This window comes from Candidatus Nitrosopumilus sp. (assembly GCF_029882185.1).
Classification (GTDB): Archaea; Thermoproteota; Nitrososphaeria; order Nitrososphaerales; family Nitrosopumilaceae; genus Nitrosopumilus.
Genome location: NZ_JAOULD010000001.1, coordinates 1 through 18073, shown reverse-complemented (window position 1 = coordinate 18073; position 18073 = coordinate 1). Strand labels below are relative to the sequence as shown.

Here is an 18073-nt window from a genome sequence, read left to right as displayed (position 1 = left end):
CTTTCTAAATGTTAAAAAAGAATATAAAAAAATTATTGTGCTTCCATTCTTGCAAGCCAATCGTTATCATTGTTGTCTTTTGAAGTTTCTGCGGTCACCTGTTGGGGTGGTTCTGGAAATGCAAAGGTTGTTTCAGATTCAGTAGGAGGTTCTGGTATAGGGATACTAGGGGCCTCAATGAGTTCTGAAGATATTACTGTTGATTCGACTGGTACTTCTGGAAGTATTGTCTGAACTGCTTGTTGTGGTTCAGAAGTCTCCAGATATGAAACGGCTGATTCTTGGATGTCTGATGTTGGAGGAGATGTTATCTCGTGCACTTCCAATTTAAGATCTGCAATTCTATTCTGCACATTTGCGATTTCTGCTGTTTCGTGAGTTACATGCTCAATTACCTCAGTTGTGCATGATTTCACGGTCTCAAATGTTGTGTCAGAGATTTCATTGCTCTTGTATTGTATTTTTGCATCAAACGATAACATTTTAGCTGACTTCATTTGTTCATTTAACTCATTCAATCTTGTCTCAAGTATTGCTTTGATTTCACGTTCTGTTTCATCTAATGATACAAGTTTTGACTTGTATTTTTCATGAATTATTTCTGCATCTGCTTTCATGTCATCATTTTCTGAAACAATGTCAATCAATGCTTTCAATCGACGTAGAGTTAATTGTTTTTCTCTAATGAGTCTTTGTGAGTCTAGTCTCCATTTTGGAATAAAAATAACAACTTCGCCTTGAACTACTAATTGCTCATATTGGATTTGCTGTAATCCTTGAGAACCGCAGTCAATGCCGACGGATTGTATACTTCCGTCAATATCAGTTATTGTTCCTACGACTTTGCCCATGAATGTTCCGTACATGTCTTTGACATTTTTACCGATAATTTCGATATCGTTGTTTGTCATGTGTGATAGTTTAGAGATTTGTATAACCGACAAAGTGTAAGAAATGTTTTTAGTTTTAGTAAGATTAAATTCACTAAACTGAAAATCGATTGAATTTTAGTAATTTTAAAATCTAGAGACAAAATAACAGGCTTATGATTCAAAAAGAAGAACTTGAACAAATTTTGAATTTTGTTGCAAGTAGATGGACTGAAGCCACAAAGGATCCAAACAATAAAGCGACGGAGACTCTTCCAAGTGATTTTTGGATGAATTCCATCGGTGGAAAAACGGCCAAAAAAGGATACTGGGTTACAACTTTGATGTATACAGAAAGCGAAGAAGATGCTGAAGCATTCAAACAAGTATTACTCAGATGGCAAGCAAAGGGTCAAGATAAAGACAGAGATAAAGGTCCAGATCTAATTCAAATTGGAAAAAAGAAATAGACTATTAATAATTGTGAATTGACATATCGTTATTGTCAGAATTCTCAATCAAAGAAAAAAAGATTCTATCAGATCACTTTTCAAATACAGAAGACAATGTCTTTGCAATAATTACTCCACGTCAAGTTGATCGTGGTGCATTAATGTCAAGGTATAGTCGAACTGACAAAAGTATGAGACGAATATTTCTTGATGAATTTTTAAAAAATAAAAACAGAGGAGATGAATTTTACAATAGGGTACTTTTAGAATATGGTGATGACTCAGTTGCAGAATTAGGTGAAGCACAAATTGCAATTGAAGGATTATCAAACATTGCAGTAAAAAAAATTGAAGATAGGAGAATAGGGTTGTCATATTTGGAAAAATCATCCAGATATGTTGCTTGGAACAAAAAAGAAAAAGGAAAGTATAGATTTTACAGAGATCCTGAAATAATGAAATCGCGTTTTGCAGATATGTATGAAGATAGTTGTAATTTTTCATTTGATATTTATTCAAAAAATATTGAACCGATGGTAAACTATGTAAGAGAAAAATATCCAATAGAAAAATACACCTTCAAAGATTCTACAGATGGAAAAGAAAAATTATTTCACAAATTAAAAAATAAATCAGACATAAAATCAGCGAACATGATTTATCGTGGATCAACTAAAGCTAAAGCACTTGATATTCTAAGAGGATTATTACCTGCATCAACTTTAACAAATGTTGGCATTACCGGAAACGGACGAGCGTTTGAATATCTTTTAACGGTTTTAGGGGCATCTGAGCTAAAAGAAGAGCAAGATTTAGCCTCAAAAATCAAGAAAGAGCTAGACACCACTATCAAATCATTCGTAAGAAGAGCCGATGACAAATACGGTAAAGCATTTCAGAAATACCTCAAAGACATTAAAAATAAATCAAAATCAATTTCTTCAAAAGAAATCAAACCCAATCCAAAAAAAGGAATGATTACGAAACTTGTAGATTATGAACCAGAAAAAAAATCCATTGATAAGATCATCACTAGTATAATATATGATCAATCTCCTAGCACATCATACCAAAATATTCTGCAACAAGTAAAAAAAATGCCCAATGAGAAAAAAATTCTAATCATCAAAGATTTTACAGAAATTAGAGCAAACAGACGTCACAGACCATCAAGAGCATTTGAAAATATTTACTATACATTTGATTTGTGTAACAATTTTGGAATGTTCAGAGATTTCCACAGACACAGAGCATTAACTCTACAGAGACAGCTTCTTACAACAGATCACGGATATAACATGCCAAATGAAATAAAAATTTTAGGAATAGAGAAGGACTTCAAAGATTGTATGGACAAAACAAAAGAAACATTTGATAAAATCAGAACAAAATATCCAGAACAAGGACAATATGTAGTAAACTTTGGATACAACTATCCATATTTTATGAAATTCAATCTCAGAGAAGCATGTCATCTAATTGAGTTAAGAACAGTTCCACAAGGACATGTGGATTACAGAAGAGTTGCACAGCAAATGTTCAAACAAATAAACAAAGTTCATCCAAATTTAAGCAAAATTATGAAGTATGTAGATATGAAAGAATATGATTTGGAACGATTCGAGTCTGAAAAAAGAACCGAAGAAAAGAGAAAAAAATTGAAAAAATAGAAAAAACTCTAATAATTGAAACGACAAAAAATGTCATGATAGAGAAAATTGAGAAGAGCCAAGAAGAGTGGAAAAAACAACTCACTCCAGATCAGTACGAAATTTGCATCAATCATGGAACAGAGCCGCCTTTTTCTGGAAAATATAACAATACCAAATTAAAAGGAATTTTCAAATGCGTGTGCTGTGGAGAGGAACTTTTTTCATCAGATACCAAATTTGATTCAGGCTCAGGATGGCCAAGTTTTTGGGAACCCATCTCAGAAGAAAAAATTGAATATATTTCAGATTCAACATACGGGATGGTTCGTACAGAAGTTAATTGTAACAGATGTGGGGCACATCTAGGTCATGTGTTTGATGACGGTCCAAATCCGACAAATCAAAGATATTGTATCAATTCTATTTCATTACAACATGAAAATGACAATAATGTAGAATAGCCACAAATAATCAAAGAAATGCCACAGGTAAAATAATATTCAAAAATTATTAATAAAACACAATTAATGATAAGAAAATTAAGAGAAACATAATGACACAAGATAACATAACAAAAAGGAATGAAATGGTTTGAGAATCATATTATGTGGTTTTGGAGTAGTAGGTCAAAGCTTAGTAAAATTATTTGATTCTAGATCAGAAGATCTTTATGCAAAATACGGATTAAAACCAAGAATAGTAGGAGTGTTTGATAGTAAAGGAAGTGCAGTAGATCAATCAGGATTAGATTTTAACAGATTGATTTATGTGAAGAAAAAATTTGGAACTGTAAAAAAATATGCAGACAAGAAAAATACGATGTCAGGAATAGACATGTTGAAAAACATAGAAGCTGATGTTCTCATCGAGACCACAGCAAGCAACTACAAAGATGCAGAGCCTGGAATGACACACATTACTACTGCAATGAAAAAAGGAATGCATGTGATTTCAGTTAACAAAGGACCATTAGCTTTGGCATTTCCTTCATTGCTTGAACTTGCAACATACAATCAAGTCATGTTCAAATTTAGCGGTACAGTTGGAGGAGGTACGCCAATTCTAGATTATGCTAAAAACAGCCTTAGAGGGGAAAGAATTACATCATTTGCTGGTATTCTCAATGGAACCACAAATTACATTTTAACAAATATGGGGACAGGGATATCATATAATGATGCGCTAAAAGATGCAAAAGATAAAGGATATGTCGAAGCTGACGAATCTTTAGATTTAGATGGATTAGATGCAGCAGCAAAATTAGTCATTTTAGCAAACTGGGTAATGGGAATGAAAGTAACACTTCCAGACATTAACTGTACAGGAATCAGAAAAATCACTTCTGAAGATATCAAAAAAGCCTCAAAAAATAATTCTTCAATCAAATTAATTGCTTCATGTAACAAAGATCTCATAGTAGGACCAAAGGAAGTATCTAATGATGATCCCCTATGTGTTAACGGAACATTAAATGCAATTGCATTTACTTCAGAACATTCAGGAACTCAAACAATTATCGGAAAAGGTGCAGGAGGAATGGAAACTGCCAGTTCAATTCTCAGAGATTTGTTAGATATCAGACAAGAGATTGCTAGAGATTGAAGTCTAATTTAATTTCAAAAAGTGAAACATCTGCACTTTTAAAAACAGTTTCAGAAAGATGGGGAATAGAATTCCCTAAAATTAAAAATGTCAAAGTTCATCAAATACTGGATGACGCACAAATCATCACAGGTAGTGGAATTAAAATTTTAAAGGTAGATAATGATTACCTTCCATTTCTATCAGAAACAGAAACATTGGAGAAATTTCCATCAGTAACTGTAGACATGGGAGCAGTCAAATTCATGTGTAAAGGAGCAAACGTGATGAGACCAGGCATTAAAAAATTTACAGAGTTTGAAAAAGATAAACTTGTTTGTATTGTTGAAGAATCACAACATAAATTTTTAGCAATTGGAAAGTCATTAGTCGCAAGCTCAGAATTAGAAAATATGGAAAAAGGAGAAGTCATTAAAAATATACATTATATCTCAGACAGATTTTGGGAAACAGGTAAAACAATTTACGATTAAATAGAATTTTTAAAAATTTTGATTACTTGATATCTTCTGAATATTCTTCGGTGCCATCTTTAGTGATTACAAGTATATCGATTCCATCACCGCTTGCAGAATCTCTAAGAGCAGCTGCACGAACTGCACGTTTTGCTAAATCAACTGCCTCATCTTTAGTCATGTTTGGTTTGAATTGAGGATCTAAAACACCTAACGCCATTTCAGCTCCAGTTCCAACTGCAGCAAATTCATCGGGAAGTACTGAACCTAAAGGATCAAGAGTATACATGATAGGTTTGTCAACAACTCCACCTACGATCACTTGAGTCAATAGTGGAAAGTATCTTCTTTCATACATCATATTTGACATCATTTTGGCTACAGTATTTGGAGGAACATCTCTTTTTAGTTCCATCTTTCTAATTTTGGCAAGTGCTGCAATTTGTAATGTCAAAATTTGCATGTCAGCCACAAGACCAGCACAAGTTGCACCAACCTTAGGAGTAATAGGGAATGTTTTCTTTGTAGTTTTACTTACCAAAAAGTTTCCAAATGCGATCCTTTTTTCACTCGCAAAAACTACACCACCATCAAAAGTAATTCCAACAGCAGTTGCTCCTGGCATATACATTGACATATTTGAAATAATTTTGCCGCATAATAAAGGGCTTTCTACATTTAACGTGTAATTCATGGGCAAAATAATTATACTGAAAATTGAAGAAGAACGCATTGACAACTGCAGAGATTAGGGAGAAATTTCTAAACGACATTGTCTTTATGGGATTAAGATCAGCCTTAGGAGTGATCTTCATTCTTCACGGAATTTCAAAATTTAATCCAGGATTTGCAGAAAATCTACCTAACATGGGATTACCAGCAGAAATGCAAATTCCTATTGCATTGGCAGAATTAATTCCGGGCATTTTGATAATTATTGGAGTATTGAGTAGATTATCAGCATCGTTAATTTCAGTCATTATGTTGGGGGCAATTTTTATGGTAAAAGGAGCATCAAGCATTACTGGAAAAGGGGGAGTAGAATTAGATTTGATTTTACTTGCATCGGCATTACTCATAATGATTGCAGGTCCTGGCAGAATATCACTTGTACAAGTAATCAAGAAATTACCTAGATGTCTTCATTAGTTTTTTCCAAAGTTATCCATTATCATACACATGCATTTTGTAGTTTTCTTGAGTAAATCAATTCTTGCAAACTCGTTTGGAGAGTGTATTCTTGAAAACATGTATGTGCTTCCTATAGAGATACACGGAGCTTTTAGAATTTCTACAAAAGGATGCATGGGCCCAGTTCCTGCATTTGATACATTTAGGATGGATTTACCAAAAGATTTGTCAGCAGCAGCCTTTACTTGAGAAACAAAAGGGTGTGAAGATTTTGTTCTAGCAGCAGCCTCTCCATGAAATACTTTGATTCGAATATCCGAGAAACCTTTTGATTTTAGGTGTTTTTTTAATCTAGATACTTGTTTTTTTGGATCCATTTTAGGAATCAGTCTAAAATCTATTTTTACAAGTGCATTTCCAGGAAGAACCGTCTTTGCACCATCTCCTGTGTAACCAGAAACAAATCCTGCAATGTTACAAGTTGCATCTCCAACCAATGCTTTTTTTGCCTCCAAACCCTTCTTGTTACCTACGAAAGATTTGATTCCAAATTCTTTTTTAAATACGTTTTCATCAAAAGGTTCTTTTTGAATAATGCCCAAATCATTTTTAGATAAAGATGAAACTTCTTTGTACCAGTCTTTAATGAGAATTTTACCATCAGAATTTCGAAGTGTGTTTATAGCTTCAATTAATCTCCATGCAGGGTTTTTTATCAAAACTGCCAAACTTGAATGAGCATCACGGACGGATTCTTGTACAGATAGTTCTACAAAGAGTAATCCTTTCATGCCAAGCCCAACAATAGGCCTATTTTTTGCATCAACATATCCAAATTCCCAAATTACACCATCACAAGAAAACTTCTTTTTGTATTTTTTCAAATAATCTTCAATATGTTCACTACCAGTTTCTTCTTCACCTTCAATTACAAATTTAATATTGCATGGAACATCACCAGTTGTTTTAAGATATGCCTCAACTGCTTTGATTCTAGTAATTAGTTCTCCTTTGTCATCAGATGCTCCTCTTCCAAAAATTTTATTGCCTTTTTTGACACCACTGAATGGAGGATCATCCCATAAATCAAAGGGTTCAGCAGGTTGCACATCATAATGATTGTAAAACATCAGGGTTTTTTCAGGATTTTGTTTTGATTTTATTTCACCATATACAATTGGAGCAACACCTTTCCTCAATCTCAAAATTTCGGATTTAGCACCTGATTTTTTTAATAATTTTTGCACTAATTTTGCACATTCTTCAATTCCCTCGTTTTTTGCAGATACACTTGGTTGACGAATCAGCATTTGCAAATCAGCGACAAGATCATCCATATGAGAATCAATATGTTTTGTGAAAGACATATTCTAGTCACACAATTCTGTCAAAAGGCTTCATGACAATGGGAATTTCATCTAAAAGATCCATAGAAGTCATATGTAATCCTAATTTTTTTTGTGCAGATTTACCTGCCAAACCATTGACAAATGTAGCAGCTGCTGCAGATTCCAAAGGATTTCTATTAACAGATAATAATCCAGCAACTAATCCAGACAAAACATCACCTGTTCCACCAACAGTCATTGCAGGAGTTTTCTTCTCATTAAGATAAGTGATAGAACCATTAGAAATTACATCAGTAGCTCCTTTTAACAACACAGTAATTCCAAACTCTTTAGCCTTATTCTCTACTAGTTTGATTCTTTCATTTTTAGCATTTGATGGAGATTCACCAAATAATCGTTTAAACTCCCCAGCATGAGGAGTAACTACAACATTTTTGTTTGCAAGTAAAGGCAACACATCGGGAATTAATGCACTTGCATCCAACGACAACCTAACATCTCTATCAAGTAAGGATTTGACAAAATGCAATAGAGAGTTCTTTTCTTGGATTGCAAGACCCATGCCTATTGTAGCTGAATGCAAATTATGAGGTAATGCACCAATTAGCTTGTTTACAGCACCAAGAGTTAGTTTTTGATCAACTAATGGAATTACAATCAAGTTAGGAGAGATTGATCTAGTAGGAGTAACGTTAACTTTGGGAACTGAAGTATAAACAAGATCTGTACCACATTTCAATGCAGCAATAGAAGATAAAATCGGAGCACCGTGATAGATATAGCTTCCACCAACAACAAGGACAATACCATTATCTCCCTTTCTAGATTTTGCTTTTCTAGCAGGAATGAATTTTTTTACAATGGATAAAGTTAGATTCTTTCTTATCATGTGTTATCTTCTAAGAAATAGCCGAATAAATCTTGTTTTATGTAGACAGCCAGAGTTATTTTTTAGAGGATTTTTTGGTTGTTTTTGATTTCTTTACGGTGCTTGTTATTTTTTTGGTTGTTTTGATAGATTTCTTTACAGGTTTTGAGCTTGTTTTAGTATCACGAGATGAAGAGTTTTCCGGAGACATTTGAGTATCCCTATCAAAAAAGGCCTTTCTTGCAAAGCACAAGTATGTCGTATGACCAATACCTTGGAAAGAATGTCTTGTTTTTCCTTCCCTAGCTTCAATATTTCGAATAATATGTTCTGTGGATTCAATATCAGTAAACTCATTTTCAACTAAAGCCATAGTTAATTTTTCCAATTGATTCATCGTAGGACAAATTGCAAATATGCTACCGCTTCCTTTAAGCATCTGCCTAACTTGAGGAATAACAACCCAAGGATCACCTAAATCAATTAATGCAACATCCATGTTTTCCAGAGGCATTTTTTTAACAGTCTTCAAATCCAAATTATGTTGTGTCACATATTTTGAAACTCCTGCTTTTTTGATATTTTTTTCAGCAATCTTCATAAAATTTTCATCCACATCAAATGTGTATACATGTCCACGAGGTTTAACAACACTTGCGACAAACGAAGTCAACGAGCCACTACCAGTTCCAATTTCTAATATTTTTTGACCATCACCTATCCCAGCTCTTGCAATAATGTAACCAATATCTTTTGGATACACGATTTGAGTCCCATGTTGAATTCTCATTACATAATCATACATCGTAGGTTCAAGAAGATAGACATACTTGTCCTTGTTTGTGATTAACTTGGAGCCATATTCTTTTCCAATTGCATCAGAATGTTTCAGTATTCCTATATGAGTATGAAAAGATTCATTTTTTGAAATTTTTGTCAACCATTTTTTTGAATTATTATAAAAGAACAGTACCGGGGAATTTTGTTTGATTTTTGCCATGCATTTTTCCTAAAAATTTTAGATAAGAATCTACTGATCTGATTAGACCTTTTAACCAATAGCAGATTTAGTCAATATGGCGACTAATTTTTCAAAAATTTGAGAATGACAACATGCTTAAGTTCACACAATTTGGAATAACAAGGATTAGAAAAGAATGGACAAAGAATGGTTAAGGGTAAAAAGTGGACGAAGTAAAGACTGTATGGAATGTCTTAACCACAGACGTATTCCAAATAGTTGCAGTTGCGATTGTCACAAATGAAAAAAGTCTATTATACTGCTTAGATTCTAAACTCGTCAATACGCTTAAGTTTGTAATGAGTCAAGCCCATCCCAAGAAAAGAAAATGAATCTGAAATTACATCGTAATTTGGGAATAGCCTCTGTAGTTGCAGTAATTTTTGTAATTGGATTTCTTGATGAAATTAGTGGTGCACCCTAGATTCTAAAAAGTTTTGAGAAATATTTCATGCCACTCTTTTGTATGTCTCATGGAACTCTGAGAATAAAGTTTGAGCTACGTTTTGCATGTTGATAATTTCAGAGAAATTCTTTTTGCCTTTTGCAAGCTCTCGCATGATTGTCATACATTTTGTGTTTTTGATAGAATTTGGTTCTTCAGAATCTGTCCAAATTTTCAGACAGTCTTCAAAGTCAAGACAGAACTTTAAGACAATTACCTGCCAGTCATCAGCGGTTTCAGGGATTTTTAGTGTTTTTGCAAGCTCTTGAAATTCATGCCCTTTGTCTCGAAGCATTACGTTTAGTGTTTCTCTGACTTTTGCTTGTTCTAATCCTTCAATTAATCCAATTCTATCCATTTTTCAAATTGCAAATAAACTGGATATATGTTTTTCAAGTTCAAAATAAAATATCGATTAGATTCTAAACTCCAACAACTAGTTAGTTGTTAAAACCAATTATGCAACCTGCTGATTTTTCTTTATCTTTTGTACATGCCAAAAACAAGACATCAAAATCAAATGTCTCTCAAATGTAGATTATTAAGGTCAAAATTTTAAAAGAATTCATGAGTTTTAGAGTAAGTGTCTTTTCAAGAAAAGAAATGGGGATTATCATAGGAATTTCAGTCATAGTTTCAGTCATTTTGTATGTTTCATATACCACCATGAGATAATAGTAAATTCTTAAAAACAAACATAGTCAAAATACACCATTGAATTTCAATTGTGTTTTTCCATCTTGCAATTACAAACAAAACAACATAGAAGAGGAAGAATTTCTAAAACATCTAAAAGAAAAACACAAAGAGGAAATGGAAGAAGTGTCCAACAAGACATGCATTCCAGTTACAATGGTAGAAATGATGACTGTTTCAAACTCAAAGGTATTCATTAATTCTTAGATAGTATCAATATGCTTAAGTTTGCAAACATCATAGATAGTTCAAAATGGAAGAAGAATATAGAGAGAAAATGATTAAACAGAAAAAAGAATTTGAGAAATGGAAAAAAAAGGAGGGCGATTCTGATCTTGTGTTTAATGAAAAAGATAACAAAAGAAAAAAATAAAAAACAAGATTCAAAAAGATACCAATACGCTTAAGTTTACAATTTCATGCAACATATCATTGAGTGAAAAATCAAAATCTTTCAAAGAATTAGAGAAAAAACTCAATAGAGAAATTAAAAATATTTCAGAGGAATTAATTAAAGAAAAATTAAATAAGAAAAAACTAGATTACGACACAGTAACATTAATCCTTGAAGTTTTTGATAAGTCAAAATTTGAATGGAAACCAGAACATTTTAAGTCATTTGATTCTGCTCCTGAAAATTTCAGAGGCAAAACATTGCCCAAAAACAATAGAGAGTGTATGATGTTAGGAATCAGATTAGGCACCATGAGAGGCAAAATAATCTATAATTTACGAAATATGCAAATTACAGAAAAACAACGTCAAGAGATAGATGATTTGATATGGAGTTTTGTATGGTATTCATGGCAACAAGCAAGAATACTTTATGATCATTCAAAAGAAAAGATAGCAGATCATTCAAATTAATATCATAACCAATATGACATCTGAAATTACCCATATGATAGAATTCAATCTCAATCAGAGCATAGAACATTTTTGTTTTGACAATTATTATGAGGGATTCTCTAAAATTTCTTCAAATTTGAGAAAATTATGGAAGAATTAGTTGTTTCTAAATGTTATTGATCGGATGTTTAGAAATTTAACCTAAAAGTAATAATTTTTGATTCTAGTTTTTTAACAAAAACATTGCCCTAATTGATGTATTGAGTCAGAGACATCTTGCGGCGTTAGCTGGAAGAGCCCAATGCTCACATAAACTAGTTAATGCATTACAGAGTCTCCAAAGTAAAGGAGACTGACTTTTTTTCCAGAAGAAAACCAGTTTTTAGAAGTGATAGATTCAAACAGTTTTTTAATGCCAATCAAAACAATAGAACAGATTGACAGAAATTCAACTAGAGGGTTCAGGAGGATGGATTTATGCAGATCTAACAGACGAACAAGTAACAAAATCAAAACTTGTTCCAAATATTGATAAACATTTTTTGTCATCACTTGAAAAACTAGATACAACAAAAATGTCAAAGCATTTTTGCAAACAATGTAATTCAGAATTTGAAGGAGCAACACAAATACAGATTGAGGAGAAACCAAATGAGGCAGTTGCAGACGGATTGATTTTGATAGAAAGGGGGCAATATACTTGTCATAAATGTAATTCCATCATTGGAGAATACAGAGTATTTCAGAAAAAAGAAGAATAATTTTCCCAAGAGATTTCAAAAGGCATCATTTTTCTTATTCCAAATAATACGTATTCATTAAATACAGCAATTTTTTAGATTTAGTATGTCAAACATGAAATGTGTGTCATGTGGGATTAGTTTCTTCTCTCCAATGGGATCAGACAAATGTTCCAGATGCGCAGGAAAAGAATCCCAAGGACATGAAGGTCATGATTCCTGTGGTTGTGGACACAGCCATTAACTCCTTTTTTTCTATGCACATATCCAGCGGATAATGATTAAGATTATGGCAAAAACATCAGAACAAATGAAAGACCTAGTTGAAGAATATATCAAAGTAACAAACATCAATTATGAAGATCAAACCAAGAAAATTCAAGAAAAAAGTAAGATCATAGACTGGCAATTTCACGTAGGTGCAAATGTGATAATTAGTAAAAATGCAAACAGAATGGATAGAATCCATGTGAATGTAAATATGCGTTTTCCATCTCAGGATTCAAAATTATTAGTAATTAAAAATCCATCATTTTCAAAAGCAATAATGGAGATAAGTGAAATTTGCACCATATGCCACGTAGGCCATCAATGGATCAAAGAGGGTGAAAACATTGCAGGATTGGCCATATTTTCTCATGTGGATGAAGAGATTCTAGATAGAGTTTCATTTCACAATACGTGGGATAATGTAGCAAGAGTTTCAGCACATATTCAAAAAATTCTTCGTTCAAATTTTAGTGGATTTTCAACACAAGGCAATACAACAGATGCTACAATTGACAAATCAATGTATGGTTAAACAGTCAATTTTTCAAGAAAAACCAAACCGAAATGAAGATACACTAGTAAAATACCATCAAAATGAAATGATTTCTTTAGAGCATAGAATTCTTAGTGAATACAGAATAAAAATAGCAAAGATCGAGACACTTGCAAAATTCATTTTGAATCATAGAGAACCTAAAGGGGAAGAAGCCAAAGGGGCATCAGGATTTCTAGAAATCCTCATAAATGAAACAGACAGATTTTATCAAGATAACAGTACGACATTGTCAATCAATGGAAAAAGACCTCATGATCGTACAAAACTTCCAGATAACAAAGAATGGAATGAGAATATCGAGAAATTTTATGAGAAAAACCCTCGAAAACCCAGGAAATAATCACCTACTCAACGATTTGAGACAGTTTTTGAATGTGACCAACATTATTTTTTGCAGCCTGTGCTTTTTGCATTATCTCTCTGTGGTTTCACATGTTTTTCTTTAGTTGGAACTATTCTACATTCTGCAACTGTAGGTAATTTTTTGAAATTTTGTTATTGTTCAAAGATAAGAAGACAAGGGCATAATTTGGAATCATCATTGACGTAATATTGAATTTTAAAGTGGGTCATGTTAGTCTTCATATTTGAAATCATCCATACGTAAATCAAGATATTTTTTATGAACTTAGTAGGGCTGGTTTTAGCGCCAATAAGCCAACTATGAAAATTCTGTAAAAAAATAATAATGATTATTGTAAAATATGGATTTTCAGAAAATAACGCACTAAAACCAAACATTTATGGCTCAATTGAACTTGCCAAACAATAATTGGTTTGCACGCCAAGATACTTTACAGAGTTTCGACTCAGTAAAGCATCCCTAGAGAGATAATATCCTTATCTCTCTAGAACATTACATTTTGTCAGGAGCTTTGATTCCTAAAAGAGATAATGCTTTTTCTAAAACGATTTTAAAAGAAGTCACCAAACATAACCGAGCATTTTCAAGATCAACATTGTTCAAATCCAACACTTTTGATTTTTCATAAAATGAATTAAACGCCACTGCCAGATCATGACAATATCTTGCAATAACTTTAGGCGAAAGATTGTTTGTAGCATCTCTAACTTGTAAATTAAAAAGCCCAATGTTTTTGATCAGGTCCAATTCATGTTTTTCTTTCAACAAAGAGAAATTCACATCAATTGTCGGAGTACGATTAGATTTTTCCAGAATTCGAGATGCTCTTGCATAAGTATATTGAATGTAAGGTGCAGTGTCACCTTCTAAGCTAAGAGATTTTGTCAAATCAAAAGTGATAATTTTATCTAAATCTTGTTTTATCATTTCATATCTCAAAGTTCCAACAGATACTAAATGAGCAATGGAATCAATTTCAGAATCACTCATTTCAGGATGTCTTTTTTTAGTTTCGTCTTTTGTTTTCTCTTTTAGAATATCATATACGGAATCGGCATTTACATACAATCCTTTACGTCCAGACATTTGAGCTTGTTTCCCATCAGTGTCCAAACCAAGAGTTTTTGCAGTTTCAGAACTTAGAGTGACTGACTCATACCCAAGATGACTATATGCGTCTGGTGTCGATTTAAATTTCCCCATCAAACTAGTGATTATTTTTTGTAATCTAGCCTGTCTAGAATCAATTACAGTGACAACTTTTTCTCCAGTAAAATTTTTGGAGATGGGATTTGTTTTATCCAAAGTAGTTTGCCACAAAATACGTGAATTTGGCTGTTCTGAGGGATATTTTTCATAATTGAACGGATCTGCAAGTAAGCCTAGTTTCCAGGCAGCATATGGAATATCTTTGGCAATATAGGTAGCAGTCCCATTGCTACGGACAATTACTTTGTCCTCTTCCTTACCTTCGCCACGAATTACCCAACAGCCTTTGTTTTTTCCCTCATTTTCAAATTCAATGAGTTTCATTTCTTTTAGTTTTTCAAATATTTTATCCCATAAACCAGAACGAATTATTTGAGATTCAAAATTTAGGCAATCATATGTGACATCAAGATTCCAACAAGTTTCAAGTTGTCCTGCCAATACCCTCCTAGTTATGGTATCTGCAAATTTTGCAATTTCAGAATCTCCATCTTCAAGTTCTTTTAGAACATTTTTTCGAATATCTTCAAGACCAGGATCAGCCTCGTATTTTTCAGTCGTTTTAACATAAACATTATCACCACAGTAATGATCAAATTTTTTTCCATTTGGAGGTTCTTGATCATAATCAAAATGTGTGAATCCGACTATGATATCTGCAACTTGAAGTCCAGAATCATCAATGTAGTTTAACACATTGACTTTGTATTTTGCTTTTTGTAGAATTCGAGAAATAGTATCTCCTATTATTATATTTCTGACATGTCCAATATGAAGCGCCTTGTTTGGATTTACACTTGTGTGTTCAACCACTATTGTTGATCCATTTCCAATATCAACATCACCACAAGTTTCAAGATGAGATTCAGATAAAATCAACTGGTTTAGATTGTCCCAATTTGCATAGAAATTAAGATACCCAGATGGATGAGATTCAGATTTTAAAACAAGAGTATTTCTACAAGAAGAATATTTTTCAGAGAGCATTTTAGCAATTTCTTGAGGGCTTTTTTTGAGTTGTTTTGCAAGCAAGAAAGCAATGTTAGAGCTAACATCACCAAATCCAGGTTTGGCAGGTTCAACGGAGAACTGTACGTCAGACAAGAATAGATCAGATAGTATTTTGTTCAGATTATTCTCAATTTCATCCAGTATTGATTTGAATGTCATTACTATATCTTAGATAGTATAGGTGCTAATTTATCTAATGCTTCAAGAACACCATCACCTGCACTTGCAGACACCACCATATTTGCTTCAGATTTTACCTGATCGGATGCATTCCCTAAAGCAATACTAGTTTTTGCTATTTTAAACAGAGGAATGTCAGTTGCACTGTCACCAATTGCAATTACATCGTCACGTGAAATAGATAATTTCTCCATAATCTTTGTAAAACCAGTTCCTTTGTTAACACCGGAAGAATTGATATGATATGCATATTGACTATCAGACAATTCTACAGAAATATTTTTTTCGGAGAGCAGTTTTCTAGCAAGATCTAAGTCAAAAGTCCGTTCCAAAACAACTTCAGTCATCCTAGGAAAGACACACTTCTCTTTCACATTGTCAATATTACTTTTTATCATATCAAAAGCACTTTTACATTCATCAATTTTACCCAACAAAATATGATCATTAGAACCTAATGTAATACAACCCCCATTTTCACCCACAGCAATTTTTGTGGTCCCACCAAAAACAGAAAGTAGAAATCCTTCAACAGAAGAACGTCCTGTGACATAAATGACATTATGACCCATGACGGTTAAACGTCGTAATGCCTCTAGAGCATCCAGATGAATTCGACCACCACCGTTTTCAGTAATAGTACCATCAATATCCACTGCAAACGTTCTCTTTTTCACAAAAACTGTTTTTAGAACCGAATAATATTTGCTACTAACCCAAGTAATACGGTTTTATTTGAAAAGAATGTAAACGGATTTGACTAGTGATGGGAATTCCTGAAAAAATCAAAGCAATTCAAGACGAGATGGCAAAAACTCAGATCAATAAAGCGACTGAGCACCACATTGGATTACTAAAGGCAAAGATTGCAAAACTGAAAAGAGAGCAAGAATCAGAAGTTGCAAAAAAATCAGGAATGAAGCAAGATGGATTCGATGTTAGACGTACAGGAGATGCAACTGTTGTTTTCATAGGATTGCCAAGTGTAGGAAAATCAACGCTATTAAACAAAATGACGGGTGCCAAATCTACAATAGGCGCTTTTCAGTTTACAACATTAACTGTAGTTCCAGGAATGATGGAATACAGAGGTGCGAAGATCCAGGTATTGGATTTGCCAGGAATTATCAAAGGTGCATCTACGGGCAAAGGATTAGGAAAAAGAATTTTATCAGTTGCCAGAACCGCAGACTTAGTTCTATTAGTATTAGATGTGTTTCAGCCATATCATGAAGATGTTTTAACAAATGAATTAGGAAACATAGGAATTAGATTAAACCAATTACCGCCAAACATAACAATTGAAAAAGCATCAATGGGAGGAATTGCAATTGCACAGCAAGTAAAGTTAACAAAAATTACAGAGAAACATTTGAAGGACATCTTACATCTGTATGGATTAGTTAGTGCCAGAGTAGTAATAAGAGAAGACATAACATCTGAACAGCTAGCTGATCATATTGCAGGCAACATTAGTTATTCCAAAGCACTTACAGTATTAAACAAAATAGATTTGGTTGATGACGCATTTCTAAAAGATTTGAAAACAAAAATTAAATCAGACGTGGTAGAAGTATCCGCAAATTCAGACATAAATATTGAAATACTAAAAGAGAAAATTTATGAAAAATTAAAATTCATTAGAATTTACATGCGGCCAAAAGGAGGTGAAACAGATTTCAAAGAACCATTTATTGCAAGAGAAGGAGACACTGTAGAAGATATTTGTAATAAAATGCACAGACGATTGAGAAAAGAGTTCAGATATGGTTTAGTCTGGGGAAAGAGTGTAAAGTTTGGAGGTCAAAGAGTAGGCTTGAATCATGTTTTACTTGATGAAGACGTACTTACAATCATCAAAAGACGTGGTGTTTAGTTAAAGATATCAAGAAATAGAAAAAATATCAGATCTAAAATTTTAAAAAAATGAAATAAAACAACAGCGTTTAAAAAAAGACACGTTTACGAATGAAATATGGCACAGTTAATCTATTTTTTAAAAAAACATATGATCTAAAAATAAAAAATCAAATCAAAAAATTGAAATAAAAAATTGAAATAAAAAATACGATCTAAAATAAAAAAAATAAAAAAATTTACTCGATAAATAGTAATCAATTTGTGTAAATTTCTTTAGTTTAACCACTGAAAAACGATGAAAATGCGGATTCAGTTATGGCTACAAAAAGAAAAGCTGCAACTAAACGTAGATCAACTAAAAAGTCTACCAGTGCAGCTCCAAAGAGAAAAGCTACTAGAAAAACTGCAGCTAAGAAAGCAGCTCCAAAGAGAAAGGCAGCAACAAAAGCAGCTCCAAAGAGAAAAGCTACTAGAAAAACTGCAGCTAAGAAAGC

Annotated in this window: 20 protein-coding genes; 12 read left to right on the top strand and 8 right to left on the bottom strand. The window is 33.0% G+C overall.

The window, feature by feature from the left end; all coding sequences use genetic code 11:
- Window positions 1-32 precede the first annotated feature (32 nt).
- Window positions 33-911, bottom strand: a complete 879-nt coding sequence (locus tag OEW78_RS00100; protein ID WP_300322828.1) for a CdvA-like protein — start codon at window positions 909-911, stop codon at window positions 33-35.
- A gap of 134 nt (window positions 912-1045) precedes the next feature.
- On the opposite strand from OEW78_RS00100, the gene OEW78_RS00095 reads away from it, so the two are divergent.
- The 5 genes from OEW78_RS00095 (at window position 1046) to OEW78_RS00075 (ending at window position 5048) form a co-directional block, all read left to right on the top strand.
- Complete coding sequence (locus OEW78_RS00095; protein WP_300322543.1) at window positions 1046-1339, top strand: hypothetical protein; 294 nt, start codon at window positions 1046-1048, stop codon at window positions 1337-1339.
- 32 nt (window positions 1340-1371) lie between these two features.
- On the top strand, window positions 1372-2991 hold the full coding sequence (locus OEW78_RS00090; protein ID WP_300322541.1) for an FAD-dependent thymidylate synthase: 1620 nt from the start codon (window positions 1372-1374) through the stop codon (window positions 2989-2991).
- 35 nt (window positions 2992-3026) lie between these two features.
- On the top strand, window positions 3027-3434 hold the full coding sequence (msrB, locus tag OEW78_RS00085) for a peptide-methionine (R)-S-oxide reductase MsrB (RefSeq protein WP_300322539.1): 408 nt from the start codon (window positions 3027-3029) through the stop codon (window positions 3432-3434).
- Between the two features lie 130 nt (window positions 3435-3564).
- Entirely contained in the window at window positions 3565-4575 is a 1011-nt protein-coding gene (locus OEW78_RS00080) for a homoserine dehydrogenase (protein ID WP_300322537.1), read from the top strand.
- Window positions 4572-5048 (top strand): PUA domain-containing protein, encoded by a 477-nt coding sequence (locus OEW78_RS00075; RefSeq protein WP_300322535.1) that lies wholly within the window; start codon window positions 4572-4574, stop codon window positions 5046-5048. The genes OEW78_RS00080 and OEW78_RS00075 overlap by 4 nt, the downstream gene beginning before the upstream one ends.
- Window positions 5049-5070: 22 nt before the next feature.
- Here the strand turns inward: OEW78_RS00075 and OEW78_RS00070 are convergent, their stop codons facing one another.
- The gene (locus OEW78_RS00070) at window positions 5071-5667 is read right to left on the bottom strand and encodes a proteasome subunit beta (RefSeq protein ID WP_300322534.1); all 597 of its coding nucleotides are present in this window, start codon (window positions 5665-5667) and stop codon (window positions 5071-5073) included.
- A gap of 95 nt (window positions 5668-5762) precedes the next feature.
- Between OEW78_RS00070 and OEW78_RS00065 the strand changes: the two genes are divergently transcribed.
- Window positions 5763-6179 carry a DoxX family protein gene (locus OEW78_RS00065; RefSeq protein ID WP_300322532.1) on the top strand — a complete coding sequence of 139 codons (417 nt, stop codon included), beginning with the start codon at window positions 5763-5765 and terminating at the stop codon, window positions 6177-6179.
- Here the strand turns inward: OEW78_RS00065 and OEW78_RS00060 are convergent.
- The 4 genes from OEW78_RS00060 to OEW78_RS00045 all read right to left on the bottom strand — a co-directional run bounded on the left by OEW78_RS00060 (window position 6176) and on the right by OEW78_RS00045 (window position 10202).
- Window positions 6176-7528: a M20/M25/M40 family metallo-hydrolase gene (locus OEW78_RS00060; protein WP_300322530.1), complete on the bottom strand. Its 1353-nt coding sequence runs from the start codon at window positions 7526-7528 to the stop codon at window positions 6176-6178. The two genes, OEW78_RS00065 and OEW78_RS00060, sit on opposite strands and share 4 nt — an antisense overlap.
- 7 nt (window positions 7529-7535) lie before the next feature.
- The gene (locus tag OEW78_RS00055) at window positions 7536-8399 is read right to left on the bottom strand and encodes an NAD(P)H-hydrate dehydratase (RefSeq protein ID WP_300322528.1); all 864 of its coding nucleotides are present in this window, start codon (window positions 8397-8399) and stop codon (window positions 7536-7538) included.
- A gap of 55 nt (window positions 8400-8454) precedes the next feature.
- Complete coding sequence (locus OEW78_RS00050; protein WP_300322526.1) at window positions 8455-9378, bottom strand: tRNA (adenine-N1)-methyltransferase; 924 nt, start codon at window positions 9376-9378, stop codon at window positions 8455-8457.
- Window positions 9379-9848: 470 nt separating this feature from the next.
- Entirely contained in the window at window positions 9849-10202 is a 354-nt protein-coding gene (locus OEW78_RS00045) for a hypothetical protein (protein ID WP_300322524.1), read from the bottom strand.
- A gap of 356 nt (window positions 10203-10558) precedes the next feature.
- Here OEW78_RS00045 and OEW78_RS00040 point away from each other — a divergent pair, with 356 nt between their 5' ends.
- From OEW78_RS00040 to OEW78_RS00020, 5 genes are all read left to right on the top strand, one after another.
- Window positions 10559-10747 (top strand): hypothetical protein, encoded by a 189-nt coding sequence (locus tag OEW78_RS00040; RefSeq protein WP_300322522.1) that lies wholly within the window; start codon window positions 10559-10561, stop codon window positions 10745-10747.
- A 225-nt stretch (window positions 10748-10972) separates the two neighbouring features.
- Window positions 10973-11407, top strand: coding sequence for a hypothetical protein (locus OEW78_RS00035; protein ID WP_300322520.1), 435 nt, complete (start codon window positions 10973-10975; stop codon window positions 11405-11407).
- Between the two features lie 419 nt (window positions 11408-11826).
- On the top strand, window positions 11827-12150 hold the full coding sequence (locus tag OEW78_RS00030; RefSeq protein WP_300322518.1) for a hypothetical protein: 324 nt from the start codon (window positions 11827-11829) through the stop codon (window positions 12148-12150).
- Window positions 12151-12418: 268 nt separating this feature from the next.
- Window positions 12419-12931 carry a hypothetical protein gene (locus OEW78_RS00025; RefSeq protein ID WP_300322516.1) on the top strand — a complete coding sequence of 171 codons (513 nt, stop codon included), beginning with the start codon at window positions 12419-12421 and terminating at the stop codon, window positions 12929-12931.
- Window positions 12924-13295, top strand: coding sequence for a hypothetical protein (locus OEW78_RS00020; protein WP_300322514.1), 372 nt, complete (start codon window positions 12924-12926; stop codon window positions 13293-13295). Before OEW78_RS00025 ends, OEW78_RS00020 begins: the two co-directional genes overlap by 8 nt.
- A 516-nt stretch (window positions 13296-13811) precedes the next feature.
- Here OEW78_RS00020 and argS read toward each other — a convergent pair.
- Both argS and OEW78_RS00010 read right to left on the bottom strand, forming a co-directional pair.
- Window positions 13812-15698, bottom strand: coding sequence for an arginine--tRNA ligase (argS, locus tag OEW78_RS00015; RefSeq protein WP_300322512.1), 1887 nt, complete (start codon window positions 15696-15698; stop codon window positions 13812-13814).
- Window positions 15699-15700: 2 nt separating this feature from the next.
- Window positions 15701-16396 (bottom strand): phosphoglycolate phosphatase, encoded by a 696-nt coding sequence (locus OEW78_RS00010; RefSeq protein WP_300322510.1) that lies wholly within the window; start codon window positions 16394-16396, stop codon window positions 15701-15703.
- An 89-nt stretch (window positions 16397-16485) separates the two neighbouring features.
- Between OEW78_RS00010 and OEW78_RS00005 the strand changes: the two genes are divergently transcribed.
- On the top strand, window positions 16486-17595 hold the full coding sequence (locus OEW78_RS00005; protein ID WP_300322508.1) for a GTP-binding protein: 1110 nt from the start codon (window positions 16486-16488) through the stop codon (window positions 17593-17595).
- Window positions 17596-18073: the final 478 nt, after the last annotated feature.